Here is a 17,212-nt window from a genome sequence, read left to right as displayed (position 1 = left end):
GGAAGCGCCCTCCGCGGCCCCGCCGCCCGCGCCCCCCGCGAAGGCGACGGGCATGTCACCGCAGGCCGAGCTCAAAGCGGAAGAGATGCTCCCCATCGTGTTGCGCCAGCAAGATCGGTCCGTGCGGGTGAAGACCGCAGCGGAGCTCTTGTACGAGACGGAGAGCGGGCGCATCCCAAAGCCGGCGCTCGTGGCGCTGTTCGTGGCCGGCGCGCCCGAAACGGCCGACAAGCGCACGCGCATCTTGTTCGAGGCGCTGGACGATCCGGCGCTCGCGCCCGTGTGGCAGAGGGTGTGCACTGCGAGTGGGGAAGCGCGCACTGCCATGAGCCGCTTCGAAGCGCCGCCCCGCGAAACGACAGCGAAGGTGTACCGCAGCTGCGGCTGGGCCCAGAGCGGGCTGGCAGTGCCGGCAGGGGAGCTCGGCGAGCAGTTTCGGATGATCGTGCTCGGCCACCTGCTGCTTCCGTACTTGGAGGCGCAGGGCGGCATCGCCGACGTCGAGAGGCAGCTGCTCCGGATCCTTATCCGCGGCGGCAGGCTTCCCGAGCCGCCCTTCCAGGCGGCGGAGCTCAGGTAGTCAGCGAACGTTCGCTTGCACGAGATGCGCGCTGTAACGCTTGTCGGAACCCAGGATGTGGTTGCTCGTCCAGTCTTTCAGAAACCTCAGGAGCTCGATGCTGATGCGAGCCTCACCGGAGGTGAACTTCTTTTGAAAGTCGAGGACCTGCTTCTTCAGACGCTCGTGCTCGAGCTTGTGTTCTTTTGCGTGGGGATATCCAGATTGAGCGAAGAGCTTCTCTTCATACGCAAAGTGCTCCGCGGTGTACTTGATGAGCCCACCAAGGACGTGCCCGAGATGCTCCGTGCTCTTCCCCTGCGTCATGGCTTCGTGCAGCTCGTTCAGGAGCTCCACCAGCTTCTTGTGCTGAACATCGATCGAGGGGACCTTGACCGAGTATTCGTCCTTCCATGCAAACAGTGCCATTACCTCACCCCTTTCGGCGTGCGCCGAACACTTGAACGGCCGAAGCTCGGGGGACTGAAGGCGAATCCGGCGCAGGCTGGAGCTACGGCATGCTGTGCTTCGAGAGGAAGGGCCACGCGGTTGGCAGGAAGTCCGTCCCCCATTCGTGCCCGCCCGTCGCGAGGATGCTCAGCTGAACGTCGTAGCCCAAGGACTTCAGGCGGTCCGCAAGCTGACAGCTGTAGTAGGGCGACACGGTGCCATCGTCTGCGGCGTGGACCACATAGGCCGCGGGCTTGTAGCCGCTCGTTGCGATGGGGCCCGGCTTCTCGGTGCCACTGCAGGAGCACCAGTCCGCCTGCTGTGCGAGCGCAGCGCAGCTCGTGCCCGTGCCCGAGAAAGTGCACACGTCGGTCGTATCGCAACGCACCAGACCTCCGGACTTGGAGGCGAAGGCCGCGACCCGATCGTGAAGCGCCATGGCAACGAACTGAGCGAAGAACGCACCGTTGGAGAAGCCCGCGACGTACACTCGGCGCTCGTCGATTCCGTAAGCCGCCTTGGCTTCCGCGATGATCGCTGCCACGAGCTGCAGGTCCACGTTGGTCTCCAGGGTCACCTTCGGATAGGTCTCGAAGAAGGTCTGCCCCGCGGTGTGTTGATCCCAGTCCGCCTGCGGCATCACCCGCGCTTGCGGCGCAGCGACCACCAGCCCCTCGCTATCGGCGAGCTTTTCGCCGCCGGCTTCTGTCAGCTGCTCCGCGGCGTCGCCGTCGGTACCATGACACACGATCACCAGCGCCGGCTTTGCGGCTCGCTTCGCGGGCAGGTAGAGCGCAACGCTGCGCTTCGCGCCCGCTATCGTCAGCTGCGCGCTGGTGGCGCCCACCGCCGTGCTCGGAAACACACCCTGAGGTACCGGGCCGTCAGGCAGCGGTGAAGTCGCATCGGCGGTCGGCGCGGACGCCGCATCGGAAGCGGCGCCCTCTGCCTTCTTCGCCGGCTTGCAACCAACACCGAAGGCAAGGACCATGAGCGCGATCGCAGCGTTCCGAGCGTGACTCGCCATGGTCCAAGCAGTAGCAAGACCGCGCACAGGGTGTCATCGTGCCGTAGCGGCACCCTCGTGAAGCACGTCATGCGGTTTCGTCGCGAGAAGTGATATTCAAGGACCATGGCGAGCGTTCGGTTGCCGAGTCAGGTCGGAACCAGCTCCCTGTGGAGCCTCGCCCGGGTGGCGTTCGCGCTGGCGCCGGGCGTGGTGTTTTCTGTCGCCGGCGTTACTGGCGAGGGTCGCTCGCTCTGGCTCGTCCCGGGGTTGTTCCTGGTGGTGTACGCCCTGTTGCAGGTGCGCCATGCATGGCGCAGCCGGCCGAGCGACGCACTGATCGACGAGCACGGCGTGCGCTTCGAAGGGGGTCGGCAGCACGGAGCCCAGTTCGCGTTCTCCGATCTCGACGCGAGCGGCACCACGGTGGAAACGGTACGGGAGCCGCGCCTGACCTTCGAGCTGGTACTGGCTTTCGTGGTGTTCCGGCTGTTGTCGTCGGACCGCGAATCGATGCCCGACACGCGGGTTCCCGTTCGACGGCTCACGCTCGCGACGCGCGACGGCCGCCGGCTCCAGCTGGCCGAAGCCGAGCATCCCGACGAGCAGCGTTCGCTCGACGCCTTGTTCGGCACGCTACAGGCCAAGATCGCGAGTCTGGCAGATGCACCTCCGGCGCTGCACGGCCCGGCGCACGTACTCTCGTGCGCGGGCTGCGGCGCGCCGCTCTCGATTCCGGAAAGCGAGCAGGTATGCTGTCGCCATTGCGGCCGATGGACGCCAGTCCCCGTTGAGCTTCGCGAGCGAGTCCAAGCGAAAGCCCACGTAAAGCGAGCCCATGGCGACATCGAAGCCAACGTTCGCGCGCTCTTGTCGCAGCCCGGCGCACGCTTCGCGAGCTTCATCTTGCTCTTGGCGTTGGTCTTCTGCGGGGTGGGCTGGCTGGTCGTGCTCGGGGGCTTGGCGCTCACGGGCCTGGGGGACATCGGCGGCTTCGACGTGGGTTGGGCACTGTTCGCCGGCGTCGCGTGGTCGCTGTTCGCCCTCTTGCTGGCCCGCGGCGCCTTCGCCAAGCGACGCGCGCTCACCCTGCTTGCATCGGCCTTTGGCGCTCGCGCCCCAGCCGCGCCGGGCCAGCCGTCGGCGTGTCGCTGCTGTGGCGCGGGACTCGCAGAAACGCAATCTTTGGTCAGCGTCTGCGGCTACTGCGGGGCGGACAACGTGCTCGGCATCGATCTACGCCCCGCCGTTCGCCCGCTTCGCGAGCACGCCCTCGGCCTCGAGGCGTTGCTCACCCAGCGGCGGCGCGAGGTCCGGAATGCGCTCCTCGGCGCCGCAGGCTCTTTCGTCGCCCTCGGTGTCGCCGCCCTGATGACCGTAATCTCAGTTTCCGTCGCCCTCGAGTTCGCGCAAGTGAAGCGCGACTGCCGCGCCAACCAGGCCAGAGCCTGTCGCGAGCTGGGCACCGACTACAGCCTCGGTATCTCCGGCAGCGAGGACGACGACAAGGCCCTCGAAGCGTGGGAGCGTGGTTGTGAGCTGGGCGACGCGGAGGCGTGTTACTCGGCTGGCAGGGCGCTGGATTGGGGCATCGACGTGCCCGAAGACAAGGAGCGCGGCGCCGCCCTGATCGAAAAGGCCTGCAAGCTCGGTCACGCCGAAGCCTGCAAGCCCGAGTGATGGGCGCGGGCTCGTGCGCCGATCTTGCTCACGACACGAGCGGCGTCTCGTCCAACGCCGTGCACCATGGACGACGACAAGGAATGCAGGAACGTGAGCCCGACGAAGTACAAGCCGGGAGCCCGCGTCGCGACACCACTTTCGTGCTCTGGCCTCCCGTCTTCGTCGAAGATTGGCAAGTCGACCCAGGAGAAGCCCGCGTCGTAGCCCGTGCACCAGATCACGTTGTCCGCGTTCCCGCGGCTTCCGTCCTCCAACAGCGGCAAGCCGTCACGCACCCCCGAAACCCTCGGCGCCCGCACCACACCCACAGCCTCGAGGTCTGCCCACTTGGTGCGAATCAGCGGCCCGCTGTGGCGGAGCACGGTCGGACGCATCGCTCGTCCGATGGGCGTGCGCACGGTCACGATTCGATGAAAGATCACCCGCAAGACCAACCGTACCAACAACAGCCGCCCCCACAGCCCGCCGACCCGAAACGGGAGCTGGCCCACGTCGCGCCCCGCGAGGGTCGTGGCGAAGCCGGCGCGAGCCAGTTCCAAGGCGATCTCCGCGCCAGAGTTTCCTGCTCCCACGACCAGCACGCTACCGGGCGCGAGCTGAGCCGGACTCCGGTACTCGGAGGAGTGCATCTGAACGACGGAGTCGTCGAGCTCGGCAGCGAGGGCCGGCACCCTTGGCTGCTGATAGCCCGCCATCGCGATCACCACTTGGTCCGCCTCCAACACCTCGCGTTCCAGCTCCACGCGGTAACCGGAGCCCTGCATGGACAACCGTGACACCCGTGCGCCGGTGCGCACCGGCAGGCGGAAGTGGCGGGCGTACTGCTCGAGGTAGTCAGCCATCGCATCCTTGCTGGGAAACGAGGCAGGGTCCCCGGGGAACGGAAGTCCCGGCAGGGCGTCGAAGCGCGCCGGCGTGAAGAGCGTCAGGGAGTCCCAGCGTTTTCGCCAGCTATCACCGACGCGGTCGTTGCTCTCCAGAATCACGAAACGAAGCCCCCGCCTCGCGAGATGATGCCCCACGCTCAAACCAGCCTGTCCCCCACCAATCACGATCACGTCGTAGTGCGTGTCGGCGAGCTCACGCAGCGCCTCACCGGCCTCGAACAGTTCCTTTCCCATCGGTACCTCCTCGGGCACCGTAAGGTTCGGCCTCGATCGGCGCTTCGGGCAGGTCCCCCAATTTCGCGAAAATCAGCATGGGTGGTTTCACCCATGTCCCTCAGATCAATCCGTTTTCGTAGGCAAATGCCGTCGCTGCCGCGCGCGATGCAACCTGGGTCTTCTCGAAGATGTTGCTCACATGCCGGTCGATGGTCTTCTCACTCAGGCACAGCTCTCGTGCGATGGCCTTGTTGGTCTCTCCACGCGCCACGTGCCGCAAGACCTCGAGCTCCCGTGGCGTGAGTCCGTGCGACGAACGACGCCCTCGTTCCAAAAGCCCCGCCAGGTCCCGGGTCGCTCCCAAACGCTCGAAGGTTTCTCGCGCGGCTGCCAGCTCGAGGCGAACGCCATCCTGATCCCGAAGCGCTTGGCAGGCCGACGCGAGCAGCACCCGCGTACGGGCCGCCAGATAGGGCGCGTCGATGGCGAGCCACGCCCGCAACGCCTGACGCAGCGGTTCGAGCGCGGCGCCGGCGTCGCCCTCCGCCAACCGCACCGCACCACGACAGTCTGCGGTCATCGCACGCAAGACTTGGGTGTCGAAGCTCTCGGCGACGCGCTCGAGCTCGGAAAGCGCGCTCTGTGCCCGGGGTAGCTCGCCCGCCGCAAGCGATATCTCGATACACGCGGGCAGGTATCGCGCCCGCGTCAGCATGTCTTTCGTGCCATCCAGCACGCGCTGGACGGAGCTCAGGGCAGTACTCCGATCCCCTTGGGCCAGTCGAAGCAAGGCCAACCCCGGTTGGGGCTCGCGCCCGTGTGCGCTCGCACTTTCGTAGGCGCGTTCCGCTTCACCGTACTCTCCTCTCAACCTGTGGATCTCGCCCTGCTGGTAGCAGGCGTCCGCGACGGCCTCCGGATCCGGCTTGCCGGTGAAGCGTTCCTCGGCCTTACGCGCCTCCTCGAAGGATTCCGCCCACGCGCCCTCCATCTGCAGGACTTCGGCCCGATGCACCAAGCAGCTCCCCGTGAACGTCACCAGCTGGGGCTGCGCGGCACACCACTCTGCCAACGCCCCAGTCCATTCCCGCGCTCGCTCGAGGGCATACACCTTCTGGCACGTGGCGATGCCACCGCAGTACACAATCCCTGTGATCACCGGTGACAGCTCGCCCGTGGTGGTCGCAACCATGGCTTCGTCCAACAGCGCGAGGCTCTCGGCAACGCGCCCTTGCTGTGCCAAAGCGCGGCCTTGGAGATAGCAGCCCAAGGCCATCAGATCCGCATCGCCAAAGCTCTTGCCGATCTCCGTGATGCGCACGGCCAAGGCGTGCGCCTGTGCGCCGTCCCCGGTAGTCGCCGTGCGGTACGTCGCCGGCACCAAGAGGTAGCCGCGCTCGACACAGTCGCCGTCGTTGTCCTCGACCAGTCGCTCGGCCCGCCCGAGCCAGCCGCCCGCTCGCCCCATTTCCCCCAACGCGGCCAAGCGAGTGGCCAGCCAGAAGGCCGCGCGGGCCGCTCGGGCACATTGCCTCGCTTCCAGGTACGTTCGGTACAAGCGCTCCAGCGTGGCCAGCCATTCCGGATCTCGCCCGGAGAGGGCCGCCGAAAGGCCGAGCCGCTCCAGGTCGTCGGCTGCGAGTGGCTCGCTCCGATCCGCGCGTGACAGCGCGTCGAAAGCTTCCGCCCAGCGCCGCTGTGCATGGCATCGGCGCCCGTATTCCAGGTCGCTTCCCCTCACACCTCGAACCTACCACGCCTCCCCCGGAGCTCGCATCCCAGGGCCGTAGCGAGACGTGGCCGCGTCGCTCCAACAAGCAAATGCAAACGGGCGAAATGCGCGGTTGTCCCCTGCCTGCTGGACACGACCCTGCGCTTGGTCTTGTCTCCCTTCATGATCACGAGCTTCGACCACGTCCACGTGTACTCGAGAGATCTCACGGCGAGCCTCTCGTTCTACCGAGACCTGCTCGGAGCCGAGGTCAGAAGCCCTCATGCCCGCGCCGAACCCCGCAAGCGGAATTGCGCTCGAGCCGGACCCATCGGGCGCCGCGCGCTCGCAGTAGCTAGCCGCCGGAGCCCGACAGCGCGTCCACCCGACGACTCAACGCGACGATGTCCCCCTCGCAGCGTTCGAGCCGCGGGCGAAGGTCATGGGACGCCCGCAAGATCGCGGTCATTTCGCGGACCGTACCGGCCAGCTCGGTGATGGCCGTTGCGGTGCGCACCTCGGACTCCACGATGCGGCGCGATAGCTCGTCACGCATCGCCTCCAAACGCTGATTCGTCTGGTCCAAGCGGTGATTCGTCTGGTCCAAGCGCTGATTCGTCTGGTCCAAGCGCTGATTGGTGAGCGATACCTCGTCGCGAATCGCCCGTAGGACCCCGATGGTCACGTCGTCAGAACCCATGCTCACTCCTCACAGTGTAGCCGCCGGCGATGGCGGAGGCCACCTGTCGACTCCAGCCGCGGCTGGTTGCGTGTGTGGATAGGGTGGTCCCACGCGCAGTGGCTGCAGCGCTCAGCCACGTCGTGCCCCCGAATGTGACCTCCACTTGGTCACGATCGACATGCACGCGCAGCATGTGAGTCAGCGCGCGCAGGCGGGAAAGGGACCGCTGCGCTCGGCGTGCTGCGCTTGGGCGGCGCGGGCCATGGCTTCGATCTGCGGCCGGCACCCTGGTGGGATCGGGAAGAAGTAGCCGACGTCGGGCTCGAACGCCGTACCATCGCCGGAGCGACAAGCGCTGAAGAACAAGAGCGTGCCGATGGCGCGGGGATGCGCGGGGACCTCGGCGCCCTGTGACAGGCGCAGCTCGTTGGGCAGGGATGAGCCGGCGTACTGCTCGAGCACGCGGACGTCGTAGAGCACGTTCACGTAGCCGCCCGTGGCCTGCGGATCCGAAACCGACGCTTCCGTGATTTCAGCGAGTCCGGTTACGTCCGTGGCGCCGAGGTTGTCGGCGACCAGCTCCTTGGGCGGCAGCTGCTCCGTGTCGCACGCCGCAGCGGGCGGGTCGACACGGCTCGGCGCTTCGGCGCCGGCTGCTTGGCCAGTGCCGGCGCGCGGCACCTCCGCCACGGATGCCGCGGGGGAGGAGGGAGGCGCGCCCGCGCAGGCGCAGGGGACGACGAGCGACGCAAGAGCGAGAACGTGGCGCATCCGGGTGCATTGTCACGCAAGCTCGTTGCCCAGGCGAGAACGGAATCAGCGGATCTTACCGCCCATCACCAGCGGGTGCGTGCCCAGCACGATGCGACCGTCCACTTCGCGGAGCTCGTAGCGGAGCGCCCAGGCCGCGTCGCCATCCACCAGCCATAGCACCGCTTCGGTTCCCCGATAGCCCAGCGGCTTCTTGGTCTTCGCTGCGGCGGCGATCTCGCCGCACTCCCGAATCCCGGGATCGCCCATCAGCTGGAAGCGATCGTTCATCCACAGCTTGTGGGGCTCCAGAATGCGCTTCTCGTCGATGCCCACCAACATGCGGTCCAGCGTCTTGGACTGCAGCGCGGCAAGGACGTCCTCGCTGGGCTTCGCGACGCCCGCGAGCCAAGCAGGCAACGGAAGCCCGTCGACCCAGCGATGCTCGCGCACGCTCCCCACTTTCAGGCCCGCGCGGGTGAGCACCAGCTCGATCTCCACCGCCCCTGCGTTGCTCGTCTGGGGCCCGTACGTGCGGGGCAGCGCCTCTTCCTCGGGAAGCAGCACGGCGAGGAAGCGCACGTCGAAGAGCACGCTGTGGAACGCTTCGGCGTCGGGCCGCTCGTCCATCTCGACGAGATCTTCGGCGTTCGAGTACGGCTCGAGCTCGATTCCGGTGTCGGGCAAGCGGCCGCCCATCAACAGCGCTCGAGTCAGTACCTCGATGGAGTCCGCCAACGGCGTGATCGGACTCTGGGCGAACGCCGAGCTCTGTTGCACCGGCGGCGGCGCGGTGCTGTCGGGCACCGCCGCGGGCGCTTGCACCACGACGGGCGCTGGTGCCACGGGCGCTTTGCTGCCGGCACACGACGCGAGCAGCAGCGCGAACCCGAGCCGGTTCATCGCCCCAAGCATACGCAAGCGTCCGCGATGGAACCGCGCCGCCCCGACAAAACCAAACTCCGTGGCTTGGAATTCCTGGTTGTTGGTCCGGCGCGGAAACCGCCTGGCGTCGTCGGCATCGCCGTTGATCATGGATCTTCGGGGCACAAACCGCATAAGTTTCCGCGAGTGACCGGCGAGACGACCGACACGAATGACGGCATCCCGTGGGAGACGGGGCCCGACGGACCGACGGAGGAGGGACTGCACGTCGTCATCGCCTGGTCTTTGGAGGAGCCGGATCGCGTTGGCGAAGCGGCCCCGATCGAGCAGGCTTCAATGCTGGGGCGGGGCACCGTCGACGAGGACGGCAAGCGGTCCCGAGTCGTCTTCCAGAGGCAACGCCCGAGCGGCATGCGCCCCACGCCGCCCCTGGCGGGGCAACGCATCTCCCGCGAACAGCTCGTGCTCAGACCGCGGGGTCAAAGGCTCGAGGTCGAAAACACCGGGCGCTGCAAGCTCTACGTCAATGGTGTGCTCACCGACAGCGCCACCGTGGGGCACGGTGACGTGCTGCGGCTGCACTGGGCAATGGTGCTCTTGGTGGTGAGGCGCCCAAAGGCTTTTTCCCCGCTGAACCACTACCCTGGCGACCGCAGCTTTCCCTTTGGATCGCCGGACCCCGATGGAATCGTGGGCGAGAGTCCGGCGGCGTGGCATCTCCGCGACACGCTGGCGTTCGCTGCACGATCACAACAGCACGTGTTGCTCTTGGGCGACACCGGCGCCGGCAAGGAGCTGGCGGCGCACGCCGTACACACGCTGTCACCACGTGCCAAGCGCTCGTTCGTGGCTCGCAATGCTGCGACCCTGCCCGCGTCCCTGGTGGACGCCGAGCTGTTCGGCACCGTGAAGGACTACCCCAACGTGGGATCACCGCTGCGCCCCGGCCTGATCGCCGAGGCCGATGGCGGCACGCTGTTCCTGGACGAGATCGGCGAGCTACCCGCATCGCTACAGCCGCACCTGCTGAGGGTGCTCGATCGCGACGGTGAGTATCAGCGGCTGGGGGACTCCGCCATGCGGCGCTCCGACCTGCGCTTGGTGGCGGCGACCAATCGCCACATCGAAGAGCTGAAGCGCGACTTTGCCGCCCGGCTCAAGATGCGCGTTCGCGTTCCGGGCCTTGCCGAGCGCATCGAGGACATTCCGCTGCTCGTGAACCACCTGCTCAGGACCTTTGCCGCAACGCACCCAGACCTCACCGAGCGCTTCTTCGAGGCGGACGGGAGTCACCCGCGCCTGGCACCGGAGTTGATCGAGACCCTGCTCCGTCATGACTACCTGGAGCACACGCGCGAGCTCGAGCGAGCGCTGCTGGTCGCGTTCTCCACCAGCGGCGACAAGTTCATCGCGCTGACCCCCGAAGTCAGCGATGCCCTCTCGCGACACGCCTCCGAAGAGACACCCGAGCTCACCCGCGAGGCGATCGAGTCCGCGCTGTCCCAAGCCGGCGGCAGCGTGACACGAGCGGCCCAGGCGCTCGGGCTGAAGAACCGGTTCGTGCTCTATCGCCTGATGAAGAAGCTGGGCGTACCGCGCTCGGATGAGAGTTGACCTACCTCGTCCTTGACCGAGAGTGGCGAGAGCGCGCTACATTCCTAGCCGGATGTCGGAGGAGGATTGCCCAATCAGCGTCGGTCAAGTGATCGACGAGAAGTACCGCATCGAGCGGCTCCTCGGGCGTGGGGGCATTGGCATCGTCGCCAAGGCCCAGCACCTGGTCTTGAACCATCCGGTCGCGCTCAAGGTGCTCCGCAACGAGCTGGCCCAAGAGCAGCGACACGTGGCTCGCTTCCTGCGGGAAGCCCGCGCCGCCGTACGCTTGGAGAGCGAGCACGTGGCGCGCGTGCTCGACGTGGGCACGCTGGAAGACGGCGCGCCGTACATGGTGATGGAGTACCTGGAAGGCGAGGATCTGGCGCGCCGCTTGGATCGCTCCGGCCCCCTGACCCCAGAGCAGGTCGCCGGCTTTCTGATCGAGGCCTGTGACGGCCTCGCGGAAGCCCACGCGGCTGGCATCGTTCATCGCGACGTGAAGCCGGCGAATCTGTTCTTGGCGCGTGGCAAGGACGGCAGCGAGCGCCTGCGCGTTCTGGACTTCGGAATCGCCAAGGCAGCTCAATCGGTGAGCGAAGGCGACTTCAGCGCGACGGAGACCGGCGGCTGGATCGGCTCTCCTCGCTACATGTCACCGGAACAGATGCGGCCCAGCTCCACCGTGGATGCGCGCGCGGACATCTGGGCGTTGGGCATCACGGCCTACGAGCTGTTGTCCGGCGCGTCCCCCTTCGACGCGGAATCGATGTCGGAGATCTGCGGCGCCGTGCTGCACGTCGACCCGACCCCTCTCCACCAGCGCGTCGAGGTTTCCGAGGCCCTGAGCGAAGTCATAATGCGCTGCCTGGAGAAGGACCCCGCGCGCCGGTTTGCTTCGATACGAGATCTGGCGGCCGCCGTCGGTCCCTTCGCCCCGGCCACGAGTCAGGCAAAACTGGCTCGAATCCACCGCTGGAGCAGCGAGGCACCGAAGCCGTCCGAGCTGCAGCCCGCAGCGGACGCCCTCACCGTTTCTTCTCACGGCCCCCCGTCCGCGTTCTCCAGCAGCACCACGGACGGGCTCTCGCACGAGGAGCCGGTACGGCCCCGGTCCCGGCGGCGGCTGTGGTGGGCCGCGCTGGCCGCGGTGGTGCCCTTGGCGGGGACGCTGTTCTTGCTCGGTGGAGAAGCTCCGGCCTTGCTCACCACCGGGTTGCAGCCGGAACGCCAGGCGTACCAAGCGTTCCTCGACGCGCTCTCCCGCAAGCCATCCTCGGAGCATTCAACCACGAAGCCCGCGCCGCCCATGGCCAGCACGGAACCCGAGCCAACTCCCCGCACCGTGATCCGCCAGCGCCCCGAGCAGCCGAAGGAACCCACGCCGCCCACCAAGCGCAGCGGCACGGAAAACCCGCTATTGATGGACCGTGAATAGCTTTCGACGCTACCTGGCGGTCGTCTCGCTGCTGGCCACGCTGGTCATGGCTAGCGGGGCGAGCGCCGACGACACTGCCTCACAGAAGGCAACCGCCGAAGCATTGTTCGTGCAGGGTCGAGAGGCCATGCAGCGCGGCGACTACTCCGTGGCCTGCGAGAAGTTCGAAGACAGCCAAGCCACCGACGCGGCGGTTGGCACGTTGCTCAACTTGGCAACCTGTTACGAGAAGCTGAACCGCACTGCCAGCGCGTGGGTCACCTACAAGCGCGCTGCCGCCCTGGCGCGCACGCAACAACAAGCCGAGCGCGAAGCCTTCGCCCGCAAGAAGGCTGACGCGCTCACGTCCCGCTTGGCCTACGTCGTCGTGGAGCCGAGCGATCGTCCGGACGATCTGACGATCCGGAGGGACGAAGAAGAAATCCCTCGCCGCTTGTGGGACAAGCCCATCCCCGTAGACCCCGGGGAGCATCAGTTGGTCGCATCGGCTCCCGGACGCCAGGGCTCAGAGCAACGGATCATCGCGATAGCGGGCAAGACCCTTCGGGTGGTCGTGCCCGCCGTCGGCGAGGCGCCTCCCGTCGAGGTCGTCCAACCCCGAGCCCCCGAGGAGCCCGCTCCGGCTGCGGTGAAGCCAGCACCGCCGGCGCCCGCGCCGAGTCCCGAGCGCCCGAGCCCCGCCCGGGACACCGGCCGAGGCGACACACAGCGCTTGTGGGGTGTGGTCGTGGGCGGGAGCGGGGTCGTGGCACTGGGCGTTGGCGGGGTGTTCTTGGGACGTGCCATCTCCAAGAACGACGACTCGTCCGCCTACTGCCGTGGGGACGTGTGTGACAGCACCGGGAAGAGCTTGCGCGACGACGCACGGAGCTCCGGCAATCTGGCTACCGTCTTCATGAGTGTTGGCGCGGTCGCCACGGTCGGCGGCGCCGTGATGTTCTTGACCGCTCCGCGGGAGCCCACGGCCAGCTGGTGGCTCAGCCCCACCGGCGGTCCGAGGCATGCGGGACTTCTCGGCGGCGCCAGATTCTGAGCCGCAATTGGGCTACCCTGAACCTCGATGCCCCGACGTCGCGAAATACTCCCGGCCCTACTGCTGAGTGGTGCGCTGGGCTGCAACGCCCTGTTCGGCATCGACGACGCCACGCTGGAAGACAAGACCGACAGCGGTACCTCCGGCGGGGCAGCGGGTAACGGCGCAACGGGGGGCGGCGCTGGCGTGGCCGGGAGCGGCGGCGGCGCAGGCGGCGGCGGGCTGGCGGGTGGCGGCGGAGCTTCGGGCGGCGGTGGCCTCGCGGGCATGGGGGGCAGCGCGGGCGCCGCGGGCAGCGGCGGCTGCACCGCCAACGTCGATACCGACCCGGACAACTGCGGCAGCTGCGGTCACTCCTGCCTCGGCGCCAGTTGCGCCGGCGGACAGTGCCAACCCGAGCTGGTGACGACGGCGATCCACGGTTCCGTCAGCGTGACGCCCACGACGTCGGCCATCTTCTGGGGCAACAGCCTCACGGGCGATCTGTACAGATACGATCGCACGACCAAGAGCACCACGAACGAGCATGTCGGGGTCGACGTCTGGGAGGTCTACACGGAAGGCAGCTACGTGTATGCCTTCGTGAACAAGGGCGACGAGATCTTCCGCGCCCCAGAGGCCGGCGGCGCCCCAAAGAGCATCGTCAAGATTGGAGCGCCCACCGATTCCTTCAACGTGGACGCGAGTGGCGTGTACTGGGCGACGTGTGCCTCGGCTTCCAGCGGTGAGCTCTACCGCGCGAACCTGGACGGCACCGGAGTGGCCAAGTTGGTCGACATCACGCTGTGTCCGCTCACCGTGCGCCTCGATGCCGCTTACATCTACCTCGCCGGCGCCAAGTCGATCGCGATCTACCGCGTGCCGAAAGCCGCACCCCATACACCGCAGGCCATCGGTTCGCCGAACCCCGGCGCCATCGCTCTCGATGTGACGGATACCCATGCGTTCTTCGCGGACTTCGACAACATCGGCTGGGGCGTCGGCAAAGTCTACCGCGTGCCCAAAGCTGGCGGCTCGCCGCTGACCATTGCGAAGGACCAGTTGGTGACCAGCGCCGTCCTCTACGCCGATGGCAAGGTCTATTGGGCGAACCGCGGCACGTGGCCCACCTTCGGCGATGGCTCGGTATGGGTGGCCACGGTGCAGGGGACGACCGTTGGTCCCGACGTGTCGCTGGGCACGGGACTCGGCAATCCCGAATCGCTCGCAATGGACGCCACCCACGTCTACTGGCTGCTGTCCGGCAGCAATGCGCCCACTCAAGGCGCCATCTATCGCGTCGCGCGTTGACGTCCGCGGTGTTACCGCGGCGCATCGACCAAAATGAAATCCGTGATCGGTTTCTTCTGGATGTCGGTCCGCCGCGGAATCAGCGCGGACGCAAGCGCTTGCCGAGGCTCACGGCACTTTGCACCAATCCGGCGAGGCTCTTGATCACGTCGCGCGGGATCTTGCGCACGAGTCGTTCCAAGTCGATGGGCCCTTCCAATCCGGGAAGCAGCTTGTCGAAGACCTCGCCGAACAGCGCATACTTACGCCCGAGCTCGTCCAGACGCTCACGCAGCACGTCCGCCTCGGGTCCCGTGGCGTCACCCAAGAGCTCCAGGCTGCGCTCGACCAGCGCGCGCTTGTCACCCACGACCTGACGCAGCCGCGAGATGTACGCCCCCACGATCACGTCGGGATAAGCGCCGCGGAGGGCGAAGGTATCGTGGCGAATGCCGGGCTCTCGGCGGCGCTCGACGATCTGCGCGGCTTCCAACGCCCGCAGGTTGCCGAACACGTTGCTCTTGGCGCGGCCGAGCTCGGCGCTCAGTTGATCCATGCTGCGGGGCTCGCCGGCGAGGTACAGCGCGGCGACGATCTGCCCGCCCAGGCGCGTGATGCCTGGGAAAGAAGCCGCGACCTCGCGACCCACGCCCTCGAGCAGAGTGCGTCGAGCGTGCGCTACTGGATCCTTGGCTTCCTTGCGCGCGGCAGCGGTCACGAAGGCTCCCCGCGCCGAGGTCGGCGGCGACGACGGCGACGCGGCGCGCGCTCGGTGCTGGACTTGCTCTTGTCGGGAGCCGGCAGCTCCGCCGGCGGCGCATGTCCGCGCGCAGCGGAGAGCATCTCCAGCACTTCGAGAGCGAAGGGGTAGAGAGGTGCGCGCGTGAAGCGCCCCGCGCGGCCGGCCTCCAGACGCGGCAGCATGGCCACCAGCCGTCGCACCGCATCCGCAATCCTGCGCGGCACGTTCAGACGATCCACCACCGGCTCGAAGAAGTCGTAGGCGGCCTGCACGCGATCCTTCACGCCGACGCAGGCTTCACGCATGGGGCCGAGCAAGAGCACGGTGACCAGCACCACGTCGTCCAGAGGCTCCCCCCGCTCTGCCGTGAGGCGATCCACCTCGGTGAACAGCCGCCAAATCTCGCCGTCCTCGTGCTCGAGATCCGAGAGGTACGCCGAGAGCTCCGGCAGCAGCACGTCCAGCACACCGGTTTCCCAGCACAGCCACAGCGACCGGTGCGCAGCGCCCCCGCGCATCAGACGCAGCACTTCCTCGAACAGGCGAGGGCGCGCCGCCATGGCGAGAGAGCCGCGGCAGTGAACGATGGCGTCGTACACCTCGGGGGAGATGCCGAAGTCGAGCCGCGCCGAGAACTTGATGGCCCGCAGGATGCGAACCGGATCTTCCATGAAGCGCACGGTCGGGTCGCCGATGGTGTGCACCACGCGACGCTCGATGTCCGGCATGCCGCCCACCCAGTCGAGGACCTGACGGCGATCCACGTCGTAGAACAACGCGTTGATGGTGAAGTCGCGGCGCAACGCATCTTCGTGGGCTTCGCCGAATACGTTGTCGTTGCGGATCAGGAGATCTTCGCTGTCGCGCTGCTCTTCGTCCTCTTGCGGGTTTCGACGGAACGTCGCGGTCTCGATCACCTTGCCGCCGCCATAGAGCACGTGCACCAAACGAAAACGCCGGCCGATGATGCGCGAGTTGCGAAACAGGCGGCGCACGTCGTCCGGACGAGCGCTGGTGGCCACGTCGAAATCCTTGGGGCGGCGACCGACCAGCAGATCCCGAACGCACCCGCCGACCAGATAGCCTTCGTAGCCATTGCGCACGAGACGCCGCACGACCTTGGCGGCGTCGGAGTCGAGTCGTTCTTCGTCCAGCTCCACGTCGTAGACCTTGGGCTCGACGGTGTGCTTCACGGGCTTGGGCGGCGCGTCCTCCGGCAGCCCCTCCGGCGGCATGTCCTCCACCGTGTACTTGACGCGATGCGTTGAGTCGGCGCGCGGACGCCTCCGACGGCGATTGGCTCGCGGAACGGGAGCGTCGGCATCCGCGGCTTTGCCTGCGGACGGCCGAGACGACGTCGGATCTGTCATGAAAACGGTGGAACGCTCGGCCCTGGAGGCCGGGAGAAAGCGAGTAGGCTCAGTGCAGGCTGTAGCAGGAGCCGGCGACGGATACCAGCCCGGAAGTCGGCGAATTCCCGGAAAAAGCTCGGTATTTGCTAGCCTGCTGCCATGCGCTGGGTCGCCCTGCTAGCCGCTCCGGTCATCGCCTGCGGGGGTGCCGCCTCCACACCAACGACCCCGCCCGTGGTGGCGGTCCCGACCGCGAGCGCGATGGAAAGCGATCCCACGCCGCCGCCGGCGGCGCGCACCATGGGCGACGTCACGCGAGGCCAGGCAATCTTCCAGAAGCGCTGCACGCCATGCCACGGCGAGCACGCCCAAGGGCGCATTGGTCCCAACCTGACGGACGACTGCTTTCTCCACGGCCGCGACCGCCAGAGCATTTTGCAGACCATCACCGAGGGCGTGCCGACCAGGGGCATGGTTTCGTGGCGCGTCCAGCTTCGTGAACAGGAGCTCGAGGACGTCGCCGAGTATGTCCACTCCCTCCAAGGCACCTACGCGCCCGGCGGCAGGCCGTGTCAGGAGGCGCCCTGAGGTCGTCGCGCGAAGGCGACCCCGACGGCCGCGAGACCGAGCACCATGGGTAGTGCTCCGAAGCCGAGGCCCAGCTTGGTGCATTGTGCGGCTTCGGCGTAGCCCACCGCTTTGAGACGCTCACGCTGGTCTGCCGTCACGACGCCCAGGACGGAGTCCACCTTGCTACGCCCCAGGTAGGTGCCGACCACACCGGTTGCCGCGGGCGTCAGGGTGATACCGAAGGCGAGCACGGCCAGCACCAAGGCGAAGCGGTTCTTCGTGAAGGAGAGCAGCAAAGCGACCAGGCTGAACGCGAAAGAGACGAGTCCGAGCAGCAAGACCGCCCACGCCGGCCAACCGCACTCCAAGAACATTTCCATCAACGC

The 17,212-nt window shown here is 67.4% G+C and carries 17 protein-coding genes; 7 read left to right on the top strand and 10 right to left on the bottom strand.

Going from position 1 to position 17,212, the window contains the following annotated elements:
• The first annotated feature begins 52 nt into the window (after positions 1-52).
• On the top strand, positions 53-580 hold the full coding sequence (locus H6717_41260) for a hypothetical protein (GenBank protein ID MCB9583535.1): 528 nt from the start codon (positions 53-55) through the stop codon (positions 578-580).
• On the opposite strand, the gene H6717_41255 is transcribed toward H6717_41260, so the two are convergent.
• The gene (locus tag H6717_41255) at positions 581-988 is read right to left on the bottom strand and encodes a hemerythrin family protein (GenBank protein ID MCB9583534.1); all 408 of its coding nucleotides are present in this window, start codon (positions 986-988) and stop codon (positions 581-583) included.
• Positions 989-1,070: 82 nt separating this feature from the next.
• Positions 1,071-2,036 (bottom strand): prolyl oligopeptidase family serine peptidase, encoded by a 966-nt coding sequence (locus H6717_41250; GenBank protein ID MCB9583533.1) that lies wholly within the window; start codon positions 2,034-2,036, stop codon positions 1,071-1,073.
• A 105-nt stretch (positions 2,037-2,141) separates the two neighbouring features.
• Here H6717_41250 and H6717_41245 point away from each other — a divergent pair, with 105 nt between their 5' ends.
• Positions 2,142-3,695 (top strand): sel1 repeat family protein, encoded by a 1,554-nt coding sequence (locus tag H6717_41245; GenBank protein ID MCB9583532.1) that lies wholly within the window; start codon positions 2,142-2,144, stop codon positions 3,693-3,695.
• Here the strand turns inward: H6717_41245 and H6717_41240 are convergent.
• The 5 genes from H6717_41240 to H6717_41220 all read right to left on the bottom strand — a co-directional run bounded on the left by H6717_41240 (position 3,668) and on the right by H6717_41220 (position 8,847).
• Positions 3,668-4,819 (bottom strand): NAD(P)-binding domain-containing protein, encoded by a 1,152-nt coding sequence (locus H6717_41240; GenBank protein ID MCB9583531.1) that lies wholly within the window; start codon positions 4,817-4,819, stop codon positions 3,668-3,670. The two genes, H6717_41245 and H6717_41240, sit on opposite strands and share 28 nt — an antisense overlap.
• 100 nt (positions 4,820-4,919) lie before the next feature.
• Positions 4,920-6,542, bottom strand: coding sequence for a helix-turn-helix transcriptional regulator (locus H6717_41235; protein ID MCB9583530.1), 1,623 nt, complete (start codon positions 6,540-6,542; stop codon positions 4,920-4,922).
• 325 nt (positions 6,543-6,867) lie between these two features.
• Positions 6,868-7,218, bottom strand: coding sequence for a hypothetical protein (locus tag H6717_41230; protein ID MCB9583529.1), 351 nt, complete (start codon positions 7,216-7,218; stop codon positions 6,868-6,870).
• Between the two features lie 174 nt (positions 7,219-7,392).
• Complete coding sequence (locus H6717_41225; protein MCB9583528.1) at positions 7,393-7,965, bottom strand: hypothetical protein; 573 nt, start codon at positions 7,963-7,965, stop codon at positions 7,393-7,395.
• Between the two features lie 45 nt (positions 7,966-8,010).
• The gene (locus tag H6717_41220) at positions 8,011-8,847 is read right to left on the bottom strand and encodes a hypothetical protein (GenBank protein MCB9583527.1); all 837 of its coding nucleotides are present in this window, start codon (positions 8,845-8,847) and stop codon (positions 8,011-8,013) included.
• 318 nt (positions 8,848-9,165) lie between these two features.
• Between H6717_41220 and H6717_41215 the strand changes: the two genes are divergently transcribed.
• The 4 genes from H6717_41215 to H6717_41200 are packed head-to-tail and all read left to right on the top strand — an operon-like array spanning position 9,166 to position 14,183.
• Positions 9,166-10,443 (top strand): sigma 54-interacting transcriptional regulator, encoded by a 1,278-nt coding sequence (locus H6717_41215; GenBank protein MCB9583526.1) that lies wholly within the window; start codon positions 9,166-9,168, stop codon positions 10,441-10,443.
• Between the two features lie 52 nt (positions 10,444-10,495).
• The gene (locus H6717_41210) at positions 10,496-11,860 is read left to right on the top strand and encodes a serine/threonine protein kinase (GenBank protein MCB9583525.1); all 1,365 of its coding nucleotides are present in this window, start codon (positions 10,496-10,498) and stop codon (positions 11,858-11,860) included.
• Positions 11,853-12,893 carry a hypothetical protein gene (locus H6717_41205; GenBank protein ID MCB9583524.1) on the top strand — a complete coding sequence of 347 codons (1,041 nt, stop codon included), beginning with the start codon at positions 11,853-11,855 and terminating at the stop codon, positions 12,891-12,893. Before H6717_41210 ends, H6717_41205 begins: the two co-directional genes overlap by 8 nt.
• A 27-nt stretch (positions 12,894-12,920) precedes the next feature.
• Positions 12,921-14,183: a hypothetical protein gene (locus H6717_41200; protein ID MCB9583523.1), complete on the top strand. Its 1,263-nt coding sequence runs from the start codon at positions 12,921-12,923 to the stop codon at positions 14,181-14,183.
• A 79-nt stretch (positions 14,184-14,262) separates the two neighbouring features.
• Here H6717_41200 and H6717_41195 read toward each other — a convergent pair whose 3' ends face one another.
• Both H6717_41195 and pcnB read right to left on the bottom strand, forming a co-directional pair.
• Positions 14,263-14,880, bottom strand: a complete 618-nt coding sequence (locus H6717_41195; GenBank protein ID MCB9583522.1) for a hypothetical protein — start codon at positions 14,878-14,880, stop codon at positions 14,263-14,265.
• Positions 14,877-16,139, bottom strand: a complete 1,263-nt coding sequence (gene pcnB, locus H6717_41190; GenBank protein ID MCB9583521.1) for a polynucleotide adenylyltransferase PcnB — start codon at positions 16,137-16,139, stop codon at positions 14,877-14,879. Before pcnB ends, H6717_41195 begins: the two co-directional genes overlap by 4 nt.
• A 276-nt stretch (positions 16,140-16,415) precedes the next feature.
• Between pcnB and H6717_41185 the strand changes: the two genes are divergently transcribed.
• Complete coding sequence (locus H6717_41185; protein ID MCB9583520.1) at positions 16,416-16,844, top strand: c-type cytochrome; 429 nt, start codon at positions 16,416-16,418, stop codon at positions 16,842-16,844.
• On the opposite strand, the gene H6717_41180 is transcribed toward H6717_41185, so the two are convergent.
• The gene (locus H6717_41180; protein MCB9583519.1) at positions 16,829-17,206 is read right to left on the bottom strand and encodes a hypothetical protein; all 378 of its coding nucleotides are present in this window, start codon (positions 17,204-17,206) and stop codon (positions 16,829-16,831) included. The genes H6717_41185 and H6717_41180 overlap by 16 nt on opposite strands.
• Between the last annotated feature and the right edge of the window lie 6 nt (positions 17,207-17,212).

Source organism: Polyangiaceae bacterium, assembly GCA_020633235.1.
Taxonomy (GTDB): domain Bacteria; phylum Myxococcota_A; class Polyangia; order Polyangiales; family Polyangiaceae; genus JACKEA01.
This window is presented reverse-complemented; position numbering and strand designations above follow the sequence as displayed.